Raw genomic sequence first — 23,011 nt, 5'->3', positions numbered from 1 at the left:
TGCCGATAACGTAATGGGGCTGATAACTCAGCTTTCAAAATACAAAGCTGAGTTAGAGGGTAAGTTGTATCACGAAATTGGTCGATTTGAGAAGTCCACTGGGATCTGCTCAGAGTGCGGCCAAAACTATGTTTTAACATTGAACGATAGGTATTTCACTTGTGTAGCTTGCGGAACGTATCAAAACCGTGATCTATCGTCGGCTAAGAGCATAGAAAAGACAGGTGAATTAGATTTAATTGCGGCTGGAATCGTCGCAAGGGTAGCACCCGTATCTCAGGAGAAACAATCCGTTAAAACGAAAGTCTTCGAATTATCGAAGTTGGATTTTGGATCTGAGAAAAAAGAAGCAGCCTAGCCGTTAAGCTAGACTGTAGAAGCCCAGTGATCAGAGCGAAGCGATGTCGCTGGTTAGTTCACATAGATTGCTATTATGGACAATTAAACTAGGAAACTCGATGTTCGAAGGAAAAGCATTAAAAGATATTATTGGAAACCTTAGCGCTGATTTACCTGATACTCATTTTAGTGTTGAAGCACACCATCAAATAACCGATTTATTACCAAGCGAAATGATCGAAATTATAAAAAATTATTTCGAGGATCTAACCATTCAGAATATTTTGACGGTGGATGGAATAATACAGCGTATAGAGTGTGCAACCTCTACATTCACAGTGGACGTTATACCACTTTCAGAATGGAATGAAGAATCGCCATGTGGTGAGTTAAACATTGTCGCTAATTTTAGCGAAAAATACAGATTCATTAACTTGATCACAATAAATGAAATTAATGAATCAGTACCAGGGTTGAAGTTATTTAGAAAAAATGAAAGCTTACACTCAAGCACTCTACTGACAATATCATTTGGAGTCACAGCGCAAACTCTAATTAATCAGATAAATTATTTATTAGAAACAACTCAGCGGCTACAGCTGTCTTTATTTGATGAAAAGTCGAACTCTGTAAATTAATTCTATTTATAAGGAGTTGCCTGATGTGGTTTATTACGACGTTGAAAGAGCCATATAAATTCTATAACAAAAATGGAATACCTATATTAGTCTCTGAAATTGAGTGGACAAACTGCATTTATGACGCTGATGGTGATGTAGTTGGGGAATGTTCACCAAGTGTAATAAAAAATAAGCAGCAAGCACTTTTAGCTTTAGTGGATGATAAAACAGATGCTTTAGAAGCAATAGATAAAGGTTTCTATTAAATAAACGTTGGTTCTATATTTTAAGAATGTAAGGTAAGAAAAATTAGGTTAGACATTTAGACTGAGCTAAAAACTTACTCGATAAAGTAGGGATTAAATACATACTTTCAACGACAGATAAAAATGCTTACTCAAGAAAAGGACAGGATTAACTCATCAAGAGCAAGCATGACAACAAGTATAATTCTGTTTGTTATAAATCCTTAAAGTAACCATGTTTCTTTACGATGGATTCATTTTGGTTAGCGACCCATTGAAGATATTCTTTATTTTTTAGCTGACTCGCAGCTGCTTCATCTAAAAGAACAATTGTATTTGGGTGCATTTGCAGTGCCGACGCAGGACAGTTTGCAGATAATGAGCCATTAACCATGTCTGATACGGCTCTTGCTTTTACTTCGCCCGTGGCTAACAACACGATATACTTTGCATCTAAGATAGTAGCAATTCCCATAGTCATTGCTAACTGTGGTTGGCTTTCACCTTTCTCAAAAAGGCGGCTATTATCTTGAATTGTTTGAGGAGTTAGGGATTTTATTCGAGTACGCGATGCCAAACTTGATGTTGGCTCATTGAATCCAATGTGGCCATTAGCGCCAATACCAAGTAGCTGTAAATCAATTCCTCCACACTCTTGTATTAGCGCTTCGTAATGTTTACCTTGCTGGCCAGGGTTTTGATATTGATTACAAGTTGGTAGGTAGGTATTTTTCAAATTTATATCGATTTTTTCAAATAACATGGAGTTCATGAAATAGCGATAACTGTTTCTATTACCTTCATCGATATCATAATATTCATCTAAATTAAAACTGGCAGCTTTGGAAAAACTGATCTCTTTTTTCTCATAAAGTTTTACTAATTCTTTATAAAGTTCAATTGGCGTACTACCTGTTGCTAGTCCTAACGTTGCTGCAGGTTTTAGTTGAAGTAACTCTTTAAAAAGTTGAGCTGCAAAAAATGCAACCTTTTGTTTGTTTTCAAAAATTAAGACTTGCATAGTTCAACTCCTTTCAGCTTTTGCGCGTAATAGTGAACACCTAGCATATCCGCGTTCGCACCTGTAACGGGTTTAATGAGAGTTACTTGATATAAACTTGAAGCTCTTTTGATTCTTTCATTTACCATTTCAAAAAAAAGTTCTGAGTTACCTACACTGCCACCAAGCACCACATGCTGATTACCGAGTGCAGCTTTCATATTGAAGATCAGTTCTGAAATTGCTTCAGCTGCTTGATTGATTACTTCATTGACAGCTCTTAGCTGCGAAGAGTAGTCAAATGCAGTTTTACAATCGATAATTTCACCTAATACTGAGGAGGCATGTTTAGCGATGGCTGTTCCTGATGCTATTGCTTCTACACAGTTACTTCGCCCGCAGTGGCATGGATAAACGTTATTATTTTTAACGGGGACTGTAGTATGACCTAGATGAGCACAAAACCCATCTTGGCAAGTTATTAAGTTGCCATTACAGACAATGCCAGCACCTACACCTGTGGACACAGTAATGTATACAAAATCTTGTTTACTTAAGTTCGGGTTTAACACGTATTCAGCCCAAGCTGCAGCTGCAGCATCATTAATAATAGTGACGGGCAAATTGGTCAACTGTTCTAAACGGGGTTTCAGTGGTAACTTTTTGCCAGCAGAAAGAAAACTTACTGAATCTTGACTGACTTGCCCTGTGCAGGCAACGTTCACGCTACTTGATTTTGGTAGCCAATCTTTAATTAAATCAAACAGATAATTAGGTAGAGATTCAAGGTTTTGATGAATTATCGAATCGACTTTTTTACTCTTTATAATTTGGTTTTCCTCTATAAGAGCACACGCGATTTTTGTTCCACCAACATCAATTGATATATTCATATTTGCTATGCTCTTGCTTGGCTTTCAATGCTATCAACAAACCAATTGGTTATGTGCTCAATACGTGTAATTGCAGATCCTACAGTGACGCAATGTGCTCCCATTTGCATACCAATTGCAGCTCTCTCAGGTGTGTTATATCTACCTTCAGCTATTACAGGCACCCCGACTTCTGCAAGATCACTGACGAGCTTATAGTCCGGCTCGTTAGGCGTATTTGATAAATCTAGGTAGCCAGACATTGTGCTACCTATGAAGGTACACCCTGCATTGAAAAGTAAGCGGCCCATTTTATAATCCGCACAGTCAGCCATTGCTATACACCCCTGTTCATGAATAGTTGCGAGTAGGGTTAAGCAATCAACAGGGCGTGCTCTATCAGTGCCATCAAAAGCGATTATTTTTGCTCCTGCTTTAGCTAGCGCAATGACATCTTCAACATACGGTGTAATGCGTATAGGCGAATTGTTTAAATCACGTTTCACAATACCAACAATTGGAACCTTGGTTATTGAAGCAACCGCTCTTACATTTTCAACACCTTCAATTCTTAGTCCTTTAGCTCCACCTGCAACAGCTGCTAGTGCCATTGCTACAATATGTTCAACCTTATCCATTGGACCATTATCGACTGGTTGGCATGAGGCAATTAAGCTTCCCTTAAGAGAAGTTAAGAGTTCGGCCTCGAGTTGTAGGTTCTTTGACATGATTTTCTACCTTGCTATTTGTTCATCGTGAATAGAGTTAAGCCATTTAAATCTTTCTGGTGCTTAGGGCTGATAAGGCTGACTACGTAACCAATAATTAAACAAGTCAAAATACCAATTGTTCCGTATAGGTAACCGTTAGCCCAACCAAATTGCCAAGCCGATATCATGACGAGTACACCACTTGTGAGGCCTACAATTGCACCTAAAGAGTTTGCTCTTTTAGTTAATGCCCCAAGTACAAATATTCCGCCTAATGCCCCCATGAACATACCTATCACTTTGAAGTAAGCCTCCATTAATGAACGAATCTCAGGGTCGATGAAGATAAGACCGACGAGTGTTCCAAGTAAGCCAGATAAAAATGTTAATGCTCTAGCGACTTTCATGTATGACTTTTCATTTTTGACTAACTGAAACGGACGTACGAAGTCAGTCACAACAGTTGTTGCAATTGAATTCATACTGGTAGATACAGTTGACTGAGCTGCGGCAAAAATACCTGCGATTATTAAACCTGCTACTCCGATTGGTAGCTCATTTGAAATAAATGCCGGGAAGATTTGGTCGATTTGCAGGCTTGGATCAAGCTTTTCTGGGTGTTGTTGATAGAACACATACAATCCAGTACCAATACAAAAGAAGAGTAGTGCGCCGGGTGCTGCAAGCCATGCATTTGCCCAAATAGATTTAGTAGCTGCATTTGAAGATTCGGTTACCATGTATCGTTGCACTACTGCTTGATCCGCTGTATAGCTAGAAATATTTTGGCCAATGCCGCCGATTACTATGACCCAAATTGATAACGTTGTTATGCTATTAAGGCTAAAATCAACATTTGCAAATGTGAATTTATTATCGGCAATGCCTATTTCGATAAAGTGAGTAAATCCACCATCTAATCCCATTATGATGATTGCAAAGCAAGCAAAAGCACCTATTAGCAATACGATAGTTTGTACTGTATCTGTCCAAATAACGGCTTCAACACCGCCTAAAGTACAATAAAGTAAGCACAAGACTCCCATAATAAGAACACTTTCGGCCGCGCTAAGTGGAGTAACTGCGGATAATGCAAGTGCAGTAAGCGCCATTACAATACCCATCCTTCCAACATGGAATAACGTAAATAATCCGCTCGCAAATAATCTCACGGGTAGATTGAATCTTTTTGATAAGTATTCATAAGCACTTGTTGCATCTAGTTGTCGGAAAAATGGAATCGCAACGTAAACTGCAATAGGAGCAACAGCAATGATCATCCAAATACCCAGTAATAACACCCAGTCGGAGCGATAAACGACAGCAGGTAATGCAATATAAGTAAGGGAACTTAGCATTGTTGCATATATTGAACAGGCCGCTGCCCACCAAGGAATAGACTGACCACCTCGGAAGTAGTCATCTGTATTTTTATTTTTGAACATAAAGAACAAACCGACAGCTACAACAGCTAGCAAATAAACGACTAGCACTAACATGTTAACTAAACCAAAGTCTTTATTTGTGTTTTTAAGCTGTAATCTTGCAATTGAATCAGAACCGCTTTCACTATTGTTGAATGAAGCTACTAGTTCTGTGCCAACTAACTTTGCTTGAATAGTTCTAAGGTAAGGGCTTGCTTCATGATATTCACTCCATGCCTTTGTTACAGTATTAAACCCAATTACCTGTGCTGATTGAGTCATTACTAAGATGTGTGATTGTGCAAAAGCAGAGCTAAATGAAATTGGGTCTAATACAGCTATTTGATTAGCTGGTGTTATAGATTTCCATACACTTTCTTTTGATAAAAATTGGCTAACTTTTATTTTTTCCGTCGGCGAGCTTAGCTGGCTAATGCTATATATCGCTATTTTTTCACCGTCACTTTGAGCTGCTAAATAAACGTTTTTTACAGCACTATTTGGTGACACAGGTGTCGGCAACGATTGCCATTGGGCTTGCTCTTCTTGTAAATCTAAAGAATAAAAGAGCCATTTTTTTCTGTAGCCAACAAGATATAGCTTATTCTCTAAGATAGTAGCTTGGAACTTATCAAAGTGAATAGGAAGAACAGAAAGCTTTTCAATTTCTTGCTGTGATGAATTTTGATTAAAAGATACCTTCTTGGTGACTAAATTATCAGCTTTGTTACTACTAATAACTATGTAACTATCACCGTAAAGTAAAATTAGAGATGAGGGGTCAACATCGAGTTCTGGTTGCTTTTCATTATTAAATATCTGAAAAGCTAATGGGTTGCTAATAATATCCGGCTCCACAGCTTGTGCGTCTTGTTGCCAAGTTGATTGTGTATTAGCTGATGTTGATGATACATACATGAATAATACGATGATAAATATAATTATTTTTTTCATAACAGCTTTTGTTTGTTATCCTGTATACCTGTTATACCAGTGGTAAGTCTAAAAATCCATCATTAATTTAAATTTCAGGCACAAAAAAGGCTAATTTATAGCCTTTTAGGATGTTGCTTGTTCAACTTTATGGAGAGTTATTACCCGTAGTACTTATCGAAAACGTAATCTATATGGGCCATAAGCTGTGCATCAGCTCCTTCAACATCGCCATTCTTTATACATTCAAAAATAGCAACATGGTCATCGTAGCTGCGTTTATTCAATTCAGCAGTATTAACTCTGTCTGGGCGTGCATCGATCAACCAATCAACTAAAGCCTGATGCACCGCAAGAAAAATCGGATTGCCAGGTATAGAAGCGATAACTCTGTGGAAATAAATATCAGTTTTTCTAAATTGGCTGTCGTTTTCAATTGCTTTGCCATTTAATTCTAGTGCATCCTCCAGTTCTTTTATTTGACTTGGAGTCGCATAGGCTGCTGCATGTCTGACTAAGCTTGATTCGAAGAAACGGCGAAGCTGGTCAAAATACTTTAAACCATTTGGCTGTGCTAAAAAGTCTTTAGACATGCCTGAAAGCTCTGAGATGATAGTATCAGCAGAAGGGCGAGTTACTCTGGTTCTTTCACCACTGCTGATCTTAACTAAGCCTTTTCTCGCTAATGCAGAGAGTGCATCTCGAATTGATGGTCTGCCGACACCGAAAGCCGCCATTAAATCTCGTTCAGATGGAAGAGCTTCACCTTCAGCTATCTCACCCTGGCGGATCATGAGTTCTAATTCTTCTTCAACAGTCTCTGAAAGTTTCTTACGTTCTACAGGGCGTGTTACTTTTAACGACATGTCTTTAACCTATCCTCTATCAAGCTATCATCCTATCATACCGAAGGGTCTTAGATTAGCAAATTAACCAAAACAATTATTTTTAAATTCTATTTTCTAATACATTTTTTATCACAGCTACAGTGTCATGTATGCACTTTATTTTTTCTTCTGTAGCTCTAGATGTAGGTAACAAGGAAATTTTACAGCCAATGAAGTCAAGCGAGCTTGAGTTTAATTCGTTAATAGAATCTTTTATTGCTTGAGTATCTAATTCCGAGTCTTCTAATGTAGGGTCTTCCAAGGGCTCCAAACAGGGTGGCATATGGCTATCACACCATTTTCCATAAATGTCAGAGCTTGCACTTGCTCCTGAAAAGATAAACCCATTGAGTAATTGTTTCGCATTACAGGCCTTTATATGCTCGATCGCTCCTAACTTACTTTGAAACTCGATCGCTGATCGACCCCAGTTTAAAGAAAAAGCTATCCTACATTTAGACTCTTGATTAACTTTACTTACAATTGCTAGTTCAGACTCTAAATCCATAAAGCCTTTTTCAAAAGGATTTTCTGGCTGCCATGCATCACAATGTTCAATTAGTAACTTGGCACCTTGCCAATCATATGAACATAATTCTAATAAAGATTTTTCAAGTGCTTTATCACATCTATATTGTGGATTAGATGGAGCAGTATGAATTAACACATGAGTTACAGCCTGTTTCTTTAATTGCTTATTAATAGTAGCAATTGCTTCAGCCGCGCTTTTGTAAAATTGCATCGCCTTTTCTCGTCCAGCAGCTTGATTTGAAGCTAGGCCAAAAGACGCATCCTGATTGAGAGCCATCATTGTTCCAGGAATACAAGTCAGAACATATGTCCATCTTGTACTGAGCATGCTCAAATACCACTGCTCATCGAAGGAATGCAGTTTAGAAGTGAATGGTATTTCCAGTCCATCGATTGCATCGTTGCTTTTTAAAGCATCGTAATAGTTTGATTCTTCTTCTTTGTTCCATGTGTTGTTAGAAGGTGCAGATGCATAAGCGCCAACAATCAGTTTCATGTAAATCCCTCAGAATGAGTACTTTTAATGAAAACTCAAAAGTACATTTTTAAATTTTATTAATATTTAAATTATTATGTTGGTATAGCTGTTATACCAGTGGTATGGTTTTTACACAAGTTTAATTAGAGAAACAATCATGAAAATCTTCAAATACGGTGAAGACTCACAGCAATATTGCCAATTATATCGTCCTGATAATACACAAATGGTGCCAGTTCTTATCGTCATTCACGGTGGATACTGGAAAGATAACCATAGTTTAGATAGTTATGCGACTAAACGAATCGTTGAGTATTTTGCTGATAAAAATATAGCTGTCTGGAATATTGAGTATCGCAGAATGAATGCTTTTGGTGATAATCACAGTGCGCCTTGGCCAACTTCATTGCTGGATGTTGCAATGGCCGTTGATTATTTAAAAACGATCGAAAGAACTGAGTATTTGGATCTTAAGAATATAACTATTGTTGGTCACTCAGCAGGGGGACATTTGGCTACTTGGTGTGCTTCAAGAAAGAATATTAACAAAGAAAGTCCTTTATATCACAGTGATCCATTAAAAATAAAACATGCGATTTCTATATCAGGAGTGGTGGACTTGAGACGCTCAGAAGACTTGGGGCAACCTGAGCAAGTTACAAAGTTATTGTCAGGTAATAACTTTCAAATTGCATCAAGGCTAAGGGATAGCAATCCATTAGAGCTGCTAGATTCTAAAGTGAACTACCATTTCCTCCATGGCACCGAAGATGAAGAAGTGAGTATTAATCAGTTATCAAGTATTGAGCAAAATTCAAATATCTTAATCGATAGATTGAAGGGCAAAGACCACTTTAACTTTTTTCCTGGTTTCACATCAGATTTACGTTGTTGGAACAAAATAACTGATTTAATTCAGTCAACTCTAACTTAGCTTCTTATTAATATTCAATAACTTAGATGTTTATTAATAAGTTTATATCATTTTGTTATTACTTTTTTGTGAACAAAAATATTGCTGAAGGTATACTGGTATGATAGGTTGACTGGGTGATATTTGAGCTGTTGTCACTTTTTTACGATCACATAGAGGGAAACCATGAATAACAATAAAAGTATTTTTCACATGTCAGCGCTTGCGACATGTATTGCTGCGGCGATGAGTCAACAGGTTGTTGCAGAGGAAGCTAAAGCTGAAAAAGGTATTGAGCGTATAAATGTTACAGGCTCAAATATTTTCAAAGGTAGCGTAAATTTTACATCTTCATCTCCAGTAGTTGAGGTAGGTAAAGAATCAATTGAAGGGATCGGTGCAATTTCTATTTCAAATACGTTAAGCCGATTACCTTCTGTCACTGCAGGCACAAATGATGCGTCGAATAATCATGATGGTGGCGGTAGCTCAGGTATTAGTACTACTTCGTTACGTAATTTAGGTACGGCACGTACTCTTGTATTGGTTAATGGCCGTCGTTATGTATCAGGTACCTCTGCTGGTGATGGGTATGGTGTTGATTTAAACTCTATCCCTACATCTATCATCGAACGTGTTGATGTTCTAACAGGTGGGCAATCTGCAATTTATGGTTCAGATGCAATTGCTGGTGTGGTGAATATCATTACTAAGAAAAACTTTGATGGCGTAGAGATTAATGCTTTCGGAGCAGATTCAGATGCAGGTGGTGCTGCTCGTCAAAATATAGATTTTACTTATGGTAAGAATTTTGATGGAGGCAATGCTTGGGTTTCTTTGGGACTTGCGAATCAAGATAACTTAAATGCTCGAGACCGTGACTTCTCACGAAATAGTATCAATGTACTGGATGATGATGGCGATGGTTTAAGAGAAACATTGCATGTTCGTAATGGGCCAATGCATGTTGATGAAGGTGCTTTTAAGTTTGGTGATTTAAGTATATTCGGTAACGGTGATCTATTTAGCCAAAATGCACCCACAATTACTTCAGATGGTCAGCTTAACGGTGAAAGTGATTTCTATAACCAGACTTATTATCGTAAAGCAATTGCTCCATATACACGCCAGTTTGCTGCTGCAGGTATGACTTTTGATATCTCTGATAAGTTATTTGCAGATCTTGAAATAAACTACTCAGAAGTTAACTCATCAACAAATATTGAGACAGCACCTTTAAGCGTAGTAAACGACGTTTTTGTCGTTAACCGTGGCGGTACGACAGGCATCGATGTTGCGAATAGCCCTTTCTTTAATGGCAGTAGTGCACAGAGTCAGTTGCTTCCTTATCTATTAAATAGTGGTGATGGCAGTACTTCTTTAGATCGAGTAGAAACATTTCGACGTCTTGCTGAGTTTGACAATCTTGGTGTCGAAAATAGAAGAACAACTTTCCGTATCGCCGGTAGCTTAGATTATGAGCTAGATAGTGGTCTTCTGTGGAGTACATCTGCAGTTTACGGTACGACTACACAAGTTCAAAAAAATACAGGCGATGTAAACTTAGTTGCTCTTCGTTCTGCACTAAATATTGAAGAAGATGGAAATGGTGGCTATCAATGCGCTGATGTAACAGACAGATGGCAAGGTTGTGTGCCAGTTAACCCATTTGGTACTGTTGATAGTGAGCTAGGCCAAGCAGGAATCGTTGGTTTTTCTGATGAAGCAGTGGATTACATCTCTGTAGATACTGGTCAAAATGGCGTAATCAAGCAGTATGTTGTTAATAGTGCATTATCGGGTGAATTACCATTTACTTTAAATGATGAAAATCTAAGTTTTGCAGCAGGTATTGAATATCGCCGAGAAGAAGGTGCTGAAACTCCAGACGCTTTTAGACAAGCAGGTATTACCAGACGCCTACAGGTATTCCCTACAAAAGGAAGCTTTTATTCGTATGAAGCATTTGGAGAACTTTTTGTTCCAGTTGCTGATTGGTTAAGCGTGAGTTTAGCATTGCGTGCAGGGGACTACTCTTCAATTGGCAGCACTTCTACTTATCGATTTGGTTTAGATGCACCGGTTAATGATTACGTACGTTTTAGAGCGAGTGTATCTAGTGCGGTTAGAGCACCAAACGTGAATGATCTATATTCATCAGGCTCTGCCAGTGCAACAGGTGGGCATGATGTGTGTGATGGCGTTGATGCAAGCACCACTGGAAATATTGCTGAAAACTGTCGCAGCATTGCCGCAATTTCAAATCGCATTGATTCTACCGGAGCATTTACATTAGTTGGCTCAGAAAGCCAGAATGAGCGCTTTTTGCAAACAGGGTCAACGGACCTTAAAGAAGAAACCGCTGATACCTATACATTAGGTGCCATCTTTACGCCAGTAGAAGCATTCTCGTTATCTGTTGATTATTATTCGATTGAAATTGAGGACGCGATTTTAAATGTTGGTGCTGGTGAGATAATCAGTCGATGCTATGACGTTGACCCAAGTGAATTTGATCCAACCTGTGGTGGTAATGTTGTACGTGCAGTAAATGGCCCAATTCTTAATATTACCTCTCAAGCTATTAATGAAAGTGAAGTAAGAACTAGTGGTGTCGATATTGAAGCATATTATACATATGAAGGGTTCGACTTAAGCTTATCAGCTTCATACCTTGACGAGTATGTAACGACCAGTGCCGCAGGTGTAGAGCGAGATTATAAAGGTGAAGTTCTATACCCTGAATTCCGTTACACCTTACAAAGTACTTATAGTCTTACTGATGATATTAGTCTTTTTGCTCAACTCACTTATCGTGATGAAACGCAAAATGACGTTAATAATGATGTGAATCAAACATTATCAGACGATATTAATACCCTCGACTCAGTTTATTACTTAGATGTTAGAGCATCATACAATGTAACCGATTCATTGAATGTGTATGTTGGAACTAACAACCTATTTGATGAGCAGCCAGATATTATCCCACGCTTGACCGTGACCGGATCTGCGGCGGGTACCAATACAGAGCCGAGAGCTTATGACATTATTGGCAGACAATTTTTTGCTGGTATGAAGCTCAAATTCTAATTGATTCTTCCTGTGTTAGAACCAAAACCTAATCTTTAAGATTAGGTTTTTATATTTTAAAAAGGGTTAAAAGTGTTACGAATTATAATCTTAGGCTTTGCTTTGCTGATATCAAAGAATCTAATGGCAAAGGATTTATATAAGCAAACATTCGATTTACAGTGGCAGAAAGTAGCGGAGTTAGAAAGTAAAGATAGCCAAGGTAAGCCTATTGGATTATCCGCTATGTTTACAGGAATAATAGATCATTACTTAGTCATTGCAGGTGGAGCAAACTTTCCGAATGGACATCCTGTTTTTGATAAGGCAAACAAAGTCTTTCATAGCGACGTGTATGTGTATGATATTCAAAATGGAGCTTTTGACCTTGTTGCACAAGGCCAATTACCAGTTCCTCAGGCATATGGAGCGACGATCAAAACAGAGAATGGCTTATGGCTAGTTGGTGGTAAGAATGAAAATGGAGATATAAATGTCGTACTTGAGCTAACGCTTGATCGTCAGCTTCAAGTACATACTCGTCAAATTACTACTTTGCCGTTTACATGGTCAAATGGTGCGGCTGATATTTTCAATAATGAGTTATATTTGTTTGCTGGCAGTTGGGATGGAAAAGCCCAAGCACAAATGTGTCGTTATTCCTTCTCTAAAAGTGCTTGCGAAGTTACTTCTATTCCAGGCTTACCCCGAGTGCAATTTGCAAGCACAAGAATTGCTAACAAGTTTTATATTTTTTCTGGTATCGCCCAAACACCAAATGGTACTTCTCATGTACTAACAGATAGTTACAGTTTTGACTTCGAGCAACTCAATTGGCAAGCGTTATCTGAAATAACCTTTAGTGGAAAACCTTTCTCTGTGGCAGGGGGAAGCGCATTAGCTTTGGATGACCAGCATGTTTTGATCTTGGGTGGGGTGAATAAAAATGTATTTGATGATGCCTTAAAACAACTCACTACGTTGGAAGGTGAAGAGTTAATTAATTTTAAGAAAAAATATTTTGCAATGTCACCTGAGAAATTTAACTTCAGCCGCCAGCAATTTATTTTCAATATTCCAAATAATGAATGGCTTACTTTGAATAAACGTGTGCCATTTTATGGTGGCGCAGGGCCATTACAGACGGTTTTAGATCAGAAGTTTGTATATTGGTTATCTGGAGAGATTAAAGCTGTAGAGAGAACGCCGGCCATATATCGAGCATTAATAATTAACAAAAAATAAACATTAAGAGTTTTTTCGTATTCTAAAGGTGTAACTGTTGACCTATTATACCAGTGTCTCATATAAAGGTTCACGCTTTTGCTGTTGTGATGACAACCACTTTGCGTAACTAATTTTGTTGTTTAGTCACGTAATAAAGTTACCCCTTCATTGTAAGGGCTTTATTAGAATGTGAGGAAAACATGAGAAATACGATCGGAGCTAGCTTTTTAACGACTAGCTTCTTACTCCTAAATAGCTCATTAGCTTATGCTGAACTTGTTAAGCAATGGGACACATCAACAACTAGTTTTAATGGATCTTCTACGTATGTATCACTTGATTCTGATTTAGATCTAGTTAACTCCTTAACTAAAGGCAGTATCTATTCAGCTTTTAAAGCAACAGGAACAACTGGAACATTATTCAGCGTATCCAATGCGAACGAGGCATCAAGCGAATATGCATTAGTAATCGACGGAGATGGTACATTACGCATCCATGCCAGAGAAAACGGCGCCTTCATAAATAACTTGAAAACAACAAAGGCGTTTAATGATAACCGTGAACATAAAACGGTGGTTTTAACTGATGAAAATGGTACTAGCATTCTCGTAGATGGTGAATTGCTAGCTCAAAACTCATCGACTTCATTTTTAAATAGTGTCGACAGTCTAAGTTCTATGAACATAGGTCGAAACGAAGATAATGGTGGCGGTCAATGGTATTTCTCTGGAGAAATATCAAGTACTGAAATCTATTCTTCTATATTAAGTAAAGCTGAAGCAGCCTTAAAAACTCGCCCAAATAATGTTGTTGCTCTATTTAATAGTAACTTAGATGCTTCGCCTGATTTGTTAGGTTGGACAAATGACTCCACCCTTCAAGGGCAAGGTAGTTTGCTAGATGATAATGGTGATACTGTATGGCAAGCCGATGGTAGTGCTGGTAAAGCCGAGTGGGAAGTTATTCCTGACTCACAAACAAACTTAGACGCGACAAATTATGGCTGGTCTATGTCTAGTACAGTTAAAGTCCTGTCTGGTTCCTACATTACAAATTACTATGCAAATGGTAATAAACGTTACTTAGTTAATTTGAAAATTGATTCAAGTGGTGCACTCGTTGCTGATGTTGAGGGTGATGCACAATACACACTAGTTTCGCAGCAAGGCTCAGATCAATATCATGACTATGAAGTAAAATATGATGCAAGTTCTCAACAAGCCACTTTTTGGTTTGATGGTGAAAAAGTAACTAGTTGGTCAGGCTCAGCATCAAATCAAAATGTCATCGTCTTTGGCAATGGTTCATCAGGCACAAGTGGTGTTGCAAATTACAAAAATGTTCGCTTTGAAGTAACTGATAGCACTCAGCCGATAGCACTTAGCAGTGTATTCGTAGGTGGCGCTGAAGGTATAAATGGTATGTCTAACTACCGTATACCATCTATTGTTCAGTCTCAAGATAATACGCTTTTGGCTTTTAGTGAGGGGCGTCCTAATGGAGCTGATCCTGGTGCAAGTGGTTTAATAAATATCTCACTCAAGCGCTCTTTAGATTTAGGGAAAACTTGGCAACCGGTGCAAATTATCGAAGAAAGTTCACAATACGACTTTTCTGACCCTAGACCTTTAGTTGATGAGTCAACTAACACTATATTTGTTTTTTACACTCAGTGGCTCGATTTGTGCGCACAAAATGGCAACTGTACTGGTCCAGATGATCCTAACTACCTACTTTTTAAATCAAGCACTGACAACGGACAAACGTGGTCAAATACCGTTAACGTTAGTGATGAAGTTAAAGACCCTACTTGGCGTTCAATTAATGCTGGCCCAGGTCATGGTATACAACTAAAATGGCAGTCTTCAGCGCAAGGAAGTCACAATGGTCGGCTTATTTTCCCTGCTATTGTGCGTGCCTCTGATAGTTTATTTTATGTTGTGAGTGTGTTCAGCGATGATAATGGAGCAAGTTGGGATAAAGGAAATCTAACCCCAATCTCAGGGCCTACAGAAGCAGACTTTGTTGAGCTAAATGACGGTCGAATTTTGATGACAGCTAGAAATGATGGCTCTGCAGCCGGTACTCGTTATCACTTTTTAAGTAATGATGGCGGAATTACTTGGCAGCAAACAACTCATGATCTTGTTGTGTCTAAAGTCGATATTGGTATTACGCGCTTTAGTTCGACTATTCAGGGAGATGCAGAGAATAAGATTTTAGTGTCGGCACCAATTGGTAGCCCTGCAGGTGCTAATCGATATGATTTAGGTATATGGGTCAGCGAAGACGAAGGGGTGAGTTTTAACTCTCCTACGCAAATCGTTTATGGCTTCAGTGCATACTCTGACATCATAACGCTAAATGATGGAACAATAGCAGTTTTGTATGAGGCTACAGGCAGCACTCATATTAAATTTATCAATTTAAATATCAACGCAGTTAATTAATCTTCCCCTTCCAGTAGGCTATCAATGGATTTTCTCCATGATAGCCTGCTTTTAAATTCCATACATATCAATCCATTATAAAAATATCGTATTTTTTCTGTTAGATCCTTTTGACAAAAATCGAACAGTTGGTATGCTGGTATAACAGGTTAACAATAATACAGCTTAAAGCTGATCATAATCTATCAACGGGGTACATCACATGAGTAATAAACTGACCACGCTATTTTCAAAATCGCTCCTCAGCATTTGTGTTGGAGCTGCAGCAAGTAACTTTGCATTTGCAGAGGAGCAACCTGAAGCAACAGCAGAGGTTGAAAAAATTCTAGTAACAGGTTCACACATTAGAAAAGGTGATTTCGAATCTCCATCACCTATCAAAGTTGTAGATTCTGATGATATCGAGGGGGTAGGTGCCGTTAACGTAGGTGACTTACTCGGTAAAATTCCATCAATTGTTGGTGATACAACATCTTCAAGTTCAAACTCAAGTGAGCAGGATGGTGGCCTGAATACCATAGCGTTAAGAAATTTAGGCTCTTCAAGAACGCTAGTTTTAGTTGACGGTAAACGTTATGTGTCAGGGATGTCTGTTGGTTCAGGGTATGGTGTAGATCTAAATACTATTCCTACAACAATGATTCAACGTGTTGAAGTATTAACCGGTGGTCAATCTGCAGCTTATGGCTCAGATGCAATCGCAGGTGTTGTGAATATTATTCTGAAAAAGAACTTTGATGGCGTAGCGGTTAAATTACAAAAGGGTGAAACAGAAGCCGGTGCCGCAGGTACTACAGATTTAGAGTTTACAGTGGGCCATAACTTCGATAGCGGAAATGCTTGGTTCTCTCTAGGTTATTCTGATGATGAAGGTCTAAAAGCAACAGACCGAGATTATTCAAGTGTTCATTTAGACTCTGTTGACACCGATGGTGATGGTCTGGCTGATACGCCGCAGTTTGTTGGTTCATCACATATCCCTGAAGGCCGAATTGGTGATTATAAAGGTGATGGCACTCCATTTGTACGAACTGGTGATGTTGAAACATCAGATGCATTTAATTTCCATGAATACCGTTCAATGATCACTCCATTGAATAGGACATTTGCTGCAACGGGGTTATCACTTGATTTGGATGATAAATCACGTCTTAACTTTACCGCAAATTACTCGCGAGTTGAGTCACGCACTCGCATGGAACCTATTCCTCTTGATACACGCAACGATATCTTCAAGTTATCACGTGGTGGCACTACAGGGATAGATATTGCGACGCACCCTTGGTTTGCAGGTACTGATTTAGGTAATGCCTTATTGCAAGATGGTATAACTAATCTAGACGATGTGAGCTTAACCTTCCGTCGATTATATGAATTCGGTGACCGTGGTGCTGAAAATGTGCGTTCGACATTTCGCGTTGCAGGTGATTACGAATATGACCTTACAGATAGTATTTATCTGAATGTTAGCGCCACCTATGGTGTTACAGATCAAAACCAAAAAAATCATGGTGATATCAACCTTGAACGTGCTCGTTATGCTTTGGATATTGAAAGTGACGGAGCCGGCGGATATCAATGTGCCGATGATATTGCTCGCATTAGTGGTTGTGTCCCGTTTAATCCATTTGCATATGATGGTATCTCGCAAGAGGCCGTAAATTATCTTGCAGCAGATACAGGGTTAAACGGTTCAATCGAACAATATGTTGTGACATCAGTCATTGCTGGCGATATTGATTTTGCTTTCAGTGATGATGTAAACAACCTAGGTTTTGCTGCTGGTGTTGAGTACCGTAAAGAAAAAGGTCAAGAGACTCCAGATCCATTAAGGCAAGCAGGAATAGTGCGTGGCAGTCGAATTGCAAAAACAAAAGGGGAATTTGATGTTGTTGACGTTTTTGCTGAACTGCACGTTCCAATTTTAGAGCAACTTAATCTTGATTTTGCTGTACGCGTAGGTGATTACTCATCTGTTGGAACCACGACTAACTGGACTATTGGTATCGATGCTCCAATTTCAGATTCAATTAAATTGCGTGGTGCTTTAGCAACAGCAGTGAGAGCACCTAATGTGAGTGACCTTTTCGCAGGTGGTACCGCAACAGCAGCATTTGTTGTAGACCCATGTAATGGTATTAGCAATGCAGATACTGGCAACATTGCTGATAACTGTCGTTCTATAAGTGCAATCCAAAACCGTATTGATAGCGATGGAGCATTTGTTCTTACACAAGTTGAAAGCCAGAATACTTCAGGTCTATTAAGTGGTTCTGAAAACGTAAAAGAAGAGAAAGCTGACACGCTAACGTTAGGTATCGTATTAACACCTGAGTGGTTAGACGACTTACAGATGTCGATTGATTATTACGATATAGAAATTGATGACGCAATTGCTAAAACAGACCGCACAGTTATTTTAAATCGTTGTTACAGTGTTGACCCTAGTGAATTTGATGCAAATTGTGGAGGGTTAGTTCGTCGTGATGGCCGTTCAGGTGCCGCACTAGATGTTAACTCAGCTTCAGGTAATGAAAACATTATCAAAACCAGTGGTATTGATTTAGATGTTTCGTATCAAACAAACTTAGATGTCGGTGATTTATATCTTGGGTTAGCAGCCAACTACATCGATGAATACAGCATTACGGGTATAGAATCTGGCGATACACAGCATCTTGAAGGTGAAGTGTTATTTCCAAAACTACGCTTTAATATCAACGCTTCATATAGTATCGAAAACTTTAATCTTTATTGGCAATTACGTTATTGGGACAGCACTAAAGACCGTAACGACAACACCTTGATGACAGATGAGTTAAATGAGATTGAATCTCGTACATATCATGATGCGCGCATCAGCTATAGCTTCTCTGACTCAATTAACGCCTATTTTGGCATTAAAAATGTTTTTGATAAACAGCCTCCACAGCTTACGCAAACCCATAAGTATTATCAGGTTGGTACGCTAACTAACGGTACCGCTTATGACTTATATGGTCGATCATTTTATGCGGGCCTAAAGCTTAACTTCTAACCTTGCTCAGTTCAGATGTGGGCGGTATGCCCACATTACAAATAATGGAAGACCGATGATATTTAAACCTACTCAACTTTTTGATGGTGTGCAATTTCATGATGATAAAGCAATAAGGGTTGTTAATGGCAAAGTCGCAGAAATAGTTACTTACTACCATGAGTCTTGTATTGAGCTAGATGGTGTCATGGTACCGGGCTTTATTGACACTCAAGTTAATGGCGGTGGCGGTGCATTATTTAACCATGAAACAACGTTAGAAACCCTACAAAAAATGGTTAAAGCGCATGCAATGTTTGGCACAACAAGCCTATTGCCAACTTTGATCACAAGTGACATTGCAAAATTGCAAGAGGCTGCTGAAATTGTCAGTAAAGCTATTAAGCAAGAAATACCAGGTATCGCAGGTGTTCACTTTGAAGGCCCTCATTTAAGCATCGTTAAGAAGGGTATCCACAATAGTCAACACATTCGCAAGATCACAGAAGATGAGCTGAAGATATATTGTCGCAATGACTTAGGGAAAGTAATGGTAACTGTGGCTCCAGAATCAATTTCACCGGCCCAAATTAGTTATCTTGTCGAACATGAGGTCATTGTGTGCCTTGGTCACTCAAATGCTGAATATGAAGATGTTGTTAAATGTATCGAAGCAGGAGCTATTGGCTTCACACATTTATTCAATGCAATGTCGCAGCTAACTTCAAGAGATCCAAATATGGTCGGGGCGGCACTTAGTGATGACCGATGCTGGACTGGAATAATTTTAGATGGTCATCATGTTCACCCTGCAGTCGCGAAAGTCGCTTACAGAGCAAAGCCGAAGGGAAAACTAATTTTAGTCACAGATGCTATGTCGACTATCGGAAGTCAGCAGCAGGCCTTTCACTTTGATGGTCATCAAATTTCATTAGCACAAGACAAGCTTGTAAGTCATACAGGTCAATTAGCTGGTTCAGCATTAGACATGATTAGCGCTGTGAATAATAGCCGAAAAATGCTGAACACGTCTTTTGCTGAATCAATAAACATGGCAAGCCGTTACCCTGCACAACTCCTAGGATTAGCGACATCTATTGGACAAATAGCTGTTGGTGCTGATGCTAATTTTGTGTTGCTCGGGCAAGAAAGTAACGGTGAATATCACGTCAAAAATACCTGGATCCAGGGTGAACAGTTTTATTAATAAGGAAACAAAATGCAAAAAATTAATGGGTTAATCAACGCGCCATTCACAGCGTTTAACGACGATGGCAGTATCAACCTGTCAGTTATCCCTCGATATATTGAAATGTTGGTAAATCATGGAGTATCAGGTGTTTTTGTTAATGGCTCATCAGGCGAGGGGCATTTATTAACTGATGAAGAACGCATGGATTGTGCTCAAGCGTGGGTAAATGCCGCGCCTGAGAATTTTAAAGTTATCGTTCATGTTGGTAGTAATAGCGTTCGTACTAGCCAAAAGCTTGCTATGCATGCAGCTGAAATTGGCGCGTATGCAACAAGTGTGATGGGGCCACTTTTTCCAAAGATCAATCGTGTTGAAGAGTTAGCAGCATACTGTGAGCAAATCGCTTCAGTAACCCCTGAACTGCCATTTTACTATTACCATATTCCGGCCTTTACCGGTGTAAACATCTCTATGCTTGCTTTATTAAAAGCTGTAGATAACAGAATTCTTAATTTTGCAGGTATTAAATATACTTTCGAAAGCTTATACGAGTATACACAGTGCAGACGCTATGAAAATGGCAAGTACGATATGCTGCATGGACAAGATGAAACACTGCTTCCTTCACTAGCCTTTGGTGGAGCGACTGGTTGTATAGGTGGCACATTTAACTATGCCGCTGACTTATATACAGGTATAAGGAAAGCGTTTGCTGAGGGTGACTTGGAAAAAGCACAACAGCTTCAATATCAGTCACTTGATTTAATTGATGTTATCGCAAAGTTTAGAGGCAATATCGTTGCTGGGAAACAAATTATGAAAGTAATAGGTTTAGATTTAGGTGGTAACCGTACTCCATTCCAAAACCTTTCTGATGATGAGTTTAAAGCAATGTCAGCTGAGCTTGAGGCGATTAACTTTAAATCATTTGCTAATAAAGTAAGTTAATACAGAGGCTTGGTATGACTAAATTTAAAGTGATTTTGTATTTAAGTTTAATTATTAGCTCTATTACATCCGGGTTTTGTTTGGAAATGCCGAGTGTATTTAGTGACCATATGGTTTTACAGCAAAAAAAATCCATACCTATTTGGGGCAAGGCTGAACCAGAGCAGGTTATTGAAGTTAGTTATGCCAAGCAATTGAAAACGACTAAAGCGAATGAGTATGGAGACTGGCAAGTATTACTTGATGCCATGGACGGTGGTTACGAGGCAAGTGATTTGATTATTACTACATCTAATAGTCATAAGGTCTTTAAAGATGTACTCATTGGCGAAGTATGGTTGGCTGCAGGACAATCAAACATGCGCTTTGAAGTTAGTAAAACTGTTGGTGCAGATAGTGAGTTAGCTAAATCGAGTAATAATGTGATTCGCTTGCTGGATTATTATAACGATGACTTTTACCCTGATGAGGTTGTTTTTTCAGTCGATAAATTAGCCAAACTCAATGAATCTAATTATTTAAAAACAGATGGTTGGAAACTGAGTTCGCAACAAAGCAATGCTACTTTTTCGGCTGTTGCTTTCTATTTTGCAGCTAAATTACAAAAAGAGTTAGATGTCCCCGTGGGTATTATAAATATATCCGTCGGCGGTACGATGACTGAAAACTTTATTAGTAAACAAACATTAGCCTCTATCCCTGAATTGGCACCTTTAGCTAACGACTGGATAAAGAGTATTATGCCATGGTGCAGAGACCGAGCACTCTATAATTTATCTTCATGGACAGAGCAGTTTCCTTTAAAAAAATTAGCGCATCATCCTTATGAACCTGGCTTTATTTTTGATTCAAGTGTTAAACCTCTTTCACCTTTTCAGATAAAAGGAGTTATTTGGTATCAAGGTGAATCGAATGCACCGATGACTGAAAGTCAAAAGCTTGAACCTTACTTTTCAAAAGATTTAAACAAACTAAAACTAAAAACACTGATTAAAGAATGGCGCCAAACCTGGGATGAACCTTCATTACCGTTTTATATTGTTCAATTACCTGGACTAAACCGCCCATGGGCTGAGTACAGGCAACTACAAAGCGAAGTTGCAAATGAACTATCGAATGTTTCTTTAGTTGTTAGTTATGATCAAGGTGAGGCCGAAGATGTCCATCCTAAGAAAAAGCACCCTTTAGCTGAAAGGATTGCAAGATCAATACTCTACAAGATTTACGGAAACATAAATCAATATGTAGATGCAGCAATTGATAAGGTTAGCTTTAGAAACACACAAATTGTGATCAGATTCACAGATACAATTATGGTAAATAAGTCGGTTGCAGCCAATGCCATTGGAATTGAGGTAGGGGACCAGCAAGGAAAATTTTACAGTGCACAAACTAGGCTTGTTGGTAACTTACTAGTCGCTTGGAGTGAAAGTGTTAGTAACCCCGCTGCTGTTAGATATGCGTGGTTTGATGACCCAAAAGATAAGGCCAACTTAGTTACAAAGCTAAGTGATCCCATTGCACCATTTATATACTCCAAACAATAAATGTAGCCCCTTAATCGCTTTTTCTAAATTCACTGCGAGCCGCACGTTGCCGGCTCACTACTTAATGTCTGGGTAGTCAGGGTTCACTCTGATAATACTAGTGAGGGAATTGTACGCAAATATACTTTTCTATTGTGGTCATGCAAAGGCGTATTACTAACGATAATGTAAGGCGAGCCTGAAGGAGTAGCGTGCTACTCCTTTTTTATTTACTCATGTTTTAATGTAATAAAAACATGAGTAGTATTTCAACTTGTTTCTGTCGGATAGACGACACCTGTTACCAAGTGTCGCCCTCCTAAGAACCGTACGTGCAACTTTCACTGCATACGGCTCAAGCCTTCACGAAGGCACCTAATTGGTACCCAGCAACTTATAAAGCAGCGAGATTAGGCTCATTCCAAGAGTTGCGGCATTGCCTCTTTGCTTTTCTCTTTGCCAAGTATTCTTGGTATAAAGGATCAAAAGGCGTAGCTTCACTCCTGATTTTCACATGTCTCTCTATTGGCACCTTAGCTATTTGAAATAGATTAAACTGACAATCCATATTCATGCTCTTCTGCCAACCGTGAAATTGCCATTGGCCTCGACGGTTGATAAAGTA

The 23,011-nt window shown here is 38.8% G+C and carries 17 protein-coding genes and 1 pseudogene; 11 read left to right on the top strand and 7 right to left on the bottom strand.

Going from position 1 to position 23,011, the window contains the following annotated elements:
* The 3 genes from L1264_RS19220 to L1264_RS19210 all read left to right on the top strand — a co-directional run.
* Window positions 1-358, top strand: a 358-nt coding sequence (locus L1264_RS19220) for a transposase (protein WP_235404393.1), incomplete at its 5' end; no start/stop codon positions are given.
* Window positions 359-458: 100 nt separating this feature from the next.
* Window positions 459-977 (top strand): hypothetical protein, encoded by a 519-nt coding sequence (locus tag L1264_RS19215; protein WP_235404391.1) that lies wholly within the window; start codon window positions 459-461, stop codon window positions 975-977.
* Window positions 978-1,000: 23 nt separating this feature from the next.
* Window positions 1,001-1,225, top strand: a complete 225-nt coding sequence (locus tag L1264_RS19210) for a hypothetical protein (RefSeq protein ID WP_235404390.1) — start codon at window positions 1,001-1,003, stop codon at window positions 1,223-1,225.
* A 193-nt stretch (window positions 1,226-1,418) separates the two neighbouring features.
* Here the strand turns inward: L1264_RS19210 and nagB are convergent, their stop codons facing one another.
* From nagB to L1264_RS19180, 6 genes are all read right to left on the bottom strand, one after another.
* On the bottom strand, window positions 1,419-2,225 hold the full coding sequence (nagB, locus tag L1264_RS19205; protein ID WP_235404388.1) for a glucosamine-6-phosphate deaminase: 807 nt from the start codon (window positions 2,223-2,225) through the stop codon (window positions 1,419-1,421).
* A complete protein-coding gene (locus L1264_RS19200; RefSeq protein ID WP_235404387.1) occupies window positions 2,213-3,097 on the bottom strand; it encodes an ROK family protein in 885 nt (294 codons plus the stop codon). Before L1264_RS19200 ends, nagB begins: the two co-directional genes overlap by 13 nt.
* A 5-nt stretch (window positions 3,098-3,102) precedes the next feature.
* Complete coding sequence (locus tag L1264_RS19195) at window positions 3,103-3,804, bottom strand: N-acetylmannosamine-6-phosphate 2-epimerase (RefSeq protein WP_235404386.1); 702 nt, start codon at window positions 3,802-3,804, stop codon at window positions 3,103-3,105.
* 14 nt (window positions 3,805-3,818) lie between these two features.
* Window positions 3,819-6,164, bottom strand: a complete 2,346-nt coding sequence (locus L1264_RS19190) for a sodium:solute symporter (protein WP_235404385.1) — start codon at window positions 6,162-6,164, stop codon at window positions 3,819-3,821.
* Between the two features lie 140 nt (window positions 6,165-6,304).
* Window positions 6,305-7,009: a transcriptional regulator NanR gene (locus L1264_RS19185; RefSeq protein ID WP_054562596.1), complete on the bottom strand. Its 705-nt coding sequence runs from the start codon at window positions 7,007-7,009 to the stop codon at window positions 6,305-6,307.
* An 82-nt stretch (window positions 7,010-7,091) separates the two neighbouring features.
* On the bottom strand, window positions 7,092-8,057 hold the full coding sequence (locus L1264_RS19180; RefSeq protein ID WP_235404383.1) for a DUF4862 family protein: 966 nt from the start codon (window positions 8,055-8,057) through the stop codon (window positions 7,092-7,094).
* 139 nt (window positions 8,058-8,196) lie between these two features.
* Here L1264_RS19180 and L1264_RS19175 point away from each other — a divergent pair, with 139 nt between their 5' ends.
* The 8 genes from L1264_RS19175 to L1264_RS19135 all read left to right on the top strand — a co-directional run bounded on the left by L1264_RS19175 (window position 8,197) and on the right by L1264_RS19135 (window position 22,407).
* Entirely contained in the window at window positions 8,197-8,973 is a 777-nt protein-coding gene (locus L1264_RS19175; protein WP_235404381.1) for an alpha/beta hydrolase, read from the top strand.
* Window positions 8,974-9,138: 165 nt separating this feature from the next.
* Window positions 9,139-12,045 carry a TonB-dependent receptor domain-containing protein gene (locus tag L1264_RS19165; RefSeq protein ID WP_328256346.1) on the top strand — a complete coding sequence of 969 codons (2,907 nt, stop codon included), beginning with the start codon at window positions 9,139-9,141 and terminating at the stop codon, window positions 12,043-12,045.
* 123 nt (window positions 12,046-12,168) lie between these two features.
* Window positions 12,169-13,269, top strand: coding sequence for a cyclically-permuted mutarotase family protein (locus L1264_RS19160; protein WP_235404379.1), 1,101 nt, complete (start codon window positions 12,169-12,171; stop codon window positions 13,267-13,269).
* A 182-nt stretch (window positions 13,270-13,451) separates the two neighbouring features.
* Complete coding sequence (locus L1264_RS19155) at window positions 13,452-15,704, top strand: exo-alpha-sialidase (RefSeq protein WP_235404377.1); 2,253 nt, start codon at window positions 13,452-13,454, stop codon at window positions 15,702-15,704.
* 202 nt (window positions 15,705-15,906) lie between these two features.
* Entirely contained in the window at window positions 15,907-18,741 is a 2,835-nt protein-coding gene (locus L1264_RS19150; RefSeq protein ID WP_235404375.1) for a TonB-dependent receptor domain-containing protein, read from the top strand.
* Between the two features lie 55 nt (window positions 18,742-18,796).
* Entirely contained in the window at window positions 18,797-19,927 is a 1,131-nt protein-coding gene (nagA, locus tag L1264_RS19145) for an N-acetylglucosamine-6-phosphate deacetylase (RefSeq protein WP_235404373.1), read from the top strand.
* A gap of 12 nt (window positions 19,928-19,939) precedes the next feature.
* A complete protein-coding gene (locus L1264_RS19140) occupies window positions 19,940-20,860 on the top strand; it encodes a dihydrodipicolinate synthase family protein (RefSeq protein ID WP_055022402.1) in 921 nt (306 codons plus the stop codon).
* A gap of 14 nt (window positions 20,861-20,874) precedes the next feature.
* Entirely contained in the window at window positions 20,875-22,407 is a 1,533-nt protein-coding gene (locus tag L1264_RS19135) for a sialate O-acetylesterase (RefSeq protein WP_235404371.1), read from the top strand.
* A 373-nt stretch (window positions 22,408-22,780) separates the two neighbouring features.
* On the opposite strand, the pseudogene L1264_RS19130 reads toward L1264_RS19135, so the two are convergent.
* Window positions 22,781-23,011 (bottom strand): annotated as a pseudogene (locus tag L1264_RS19130) (group II intron reverse transcriptase/maturase); the annotation flags it as partial.

Origin of the sequence: Pseudoalteromonas sp. APAL1, assembly GCF_021532475.1 — a bacterium.
Taxonomy (GTDB): Bacteria; Pseudomonadota; Gammaproteobacteria; order Enterobacterales; family Alteromonadaceae; genus Pseudoalteromonas; species Pseudoalteromonas lipolytica_C.
Note: the sequence above shows the minus strand (reverse complement) of the source record. Positions and strands in the feature narration are given on the sequence as shown.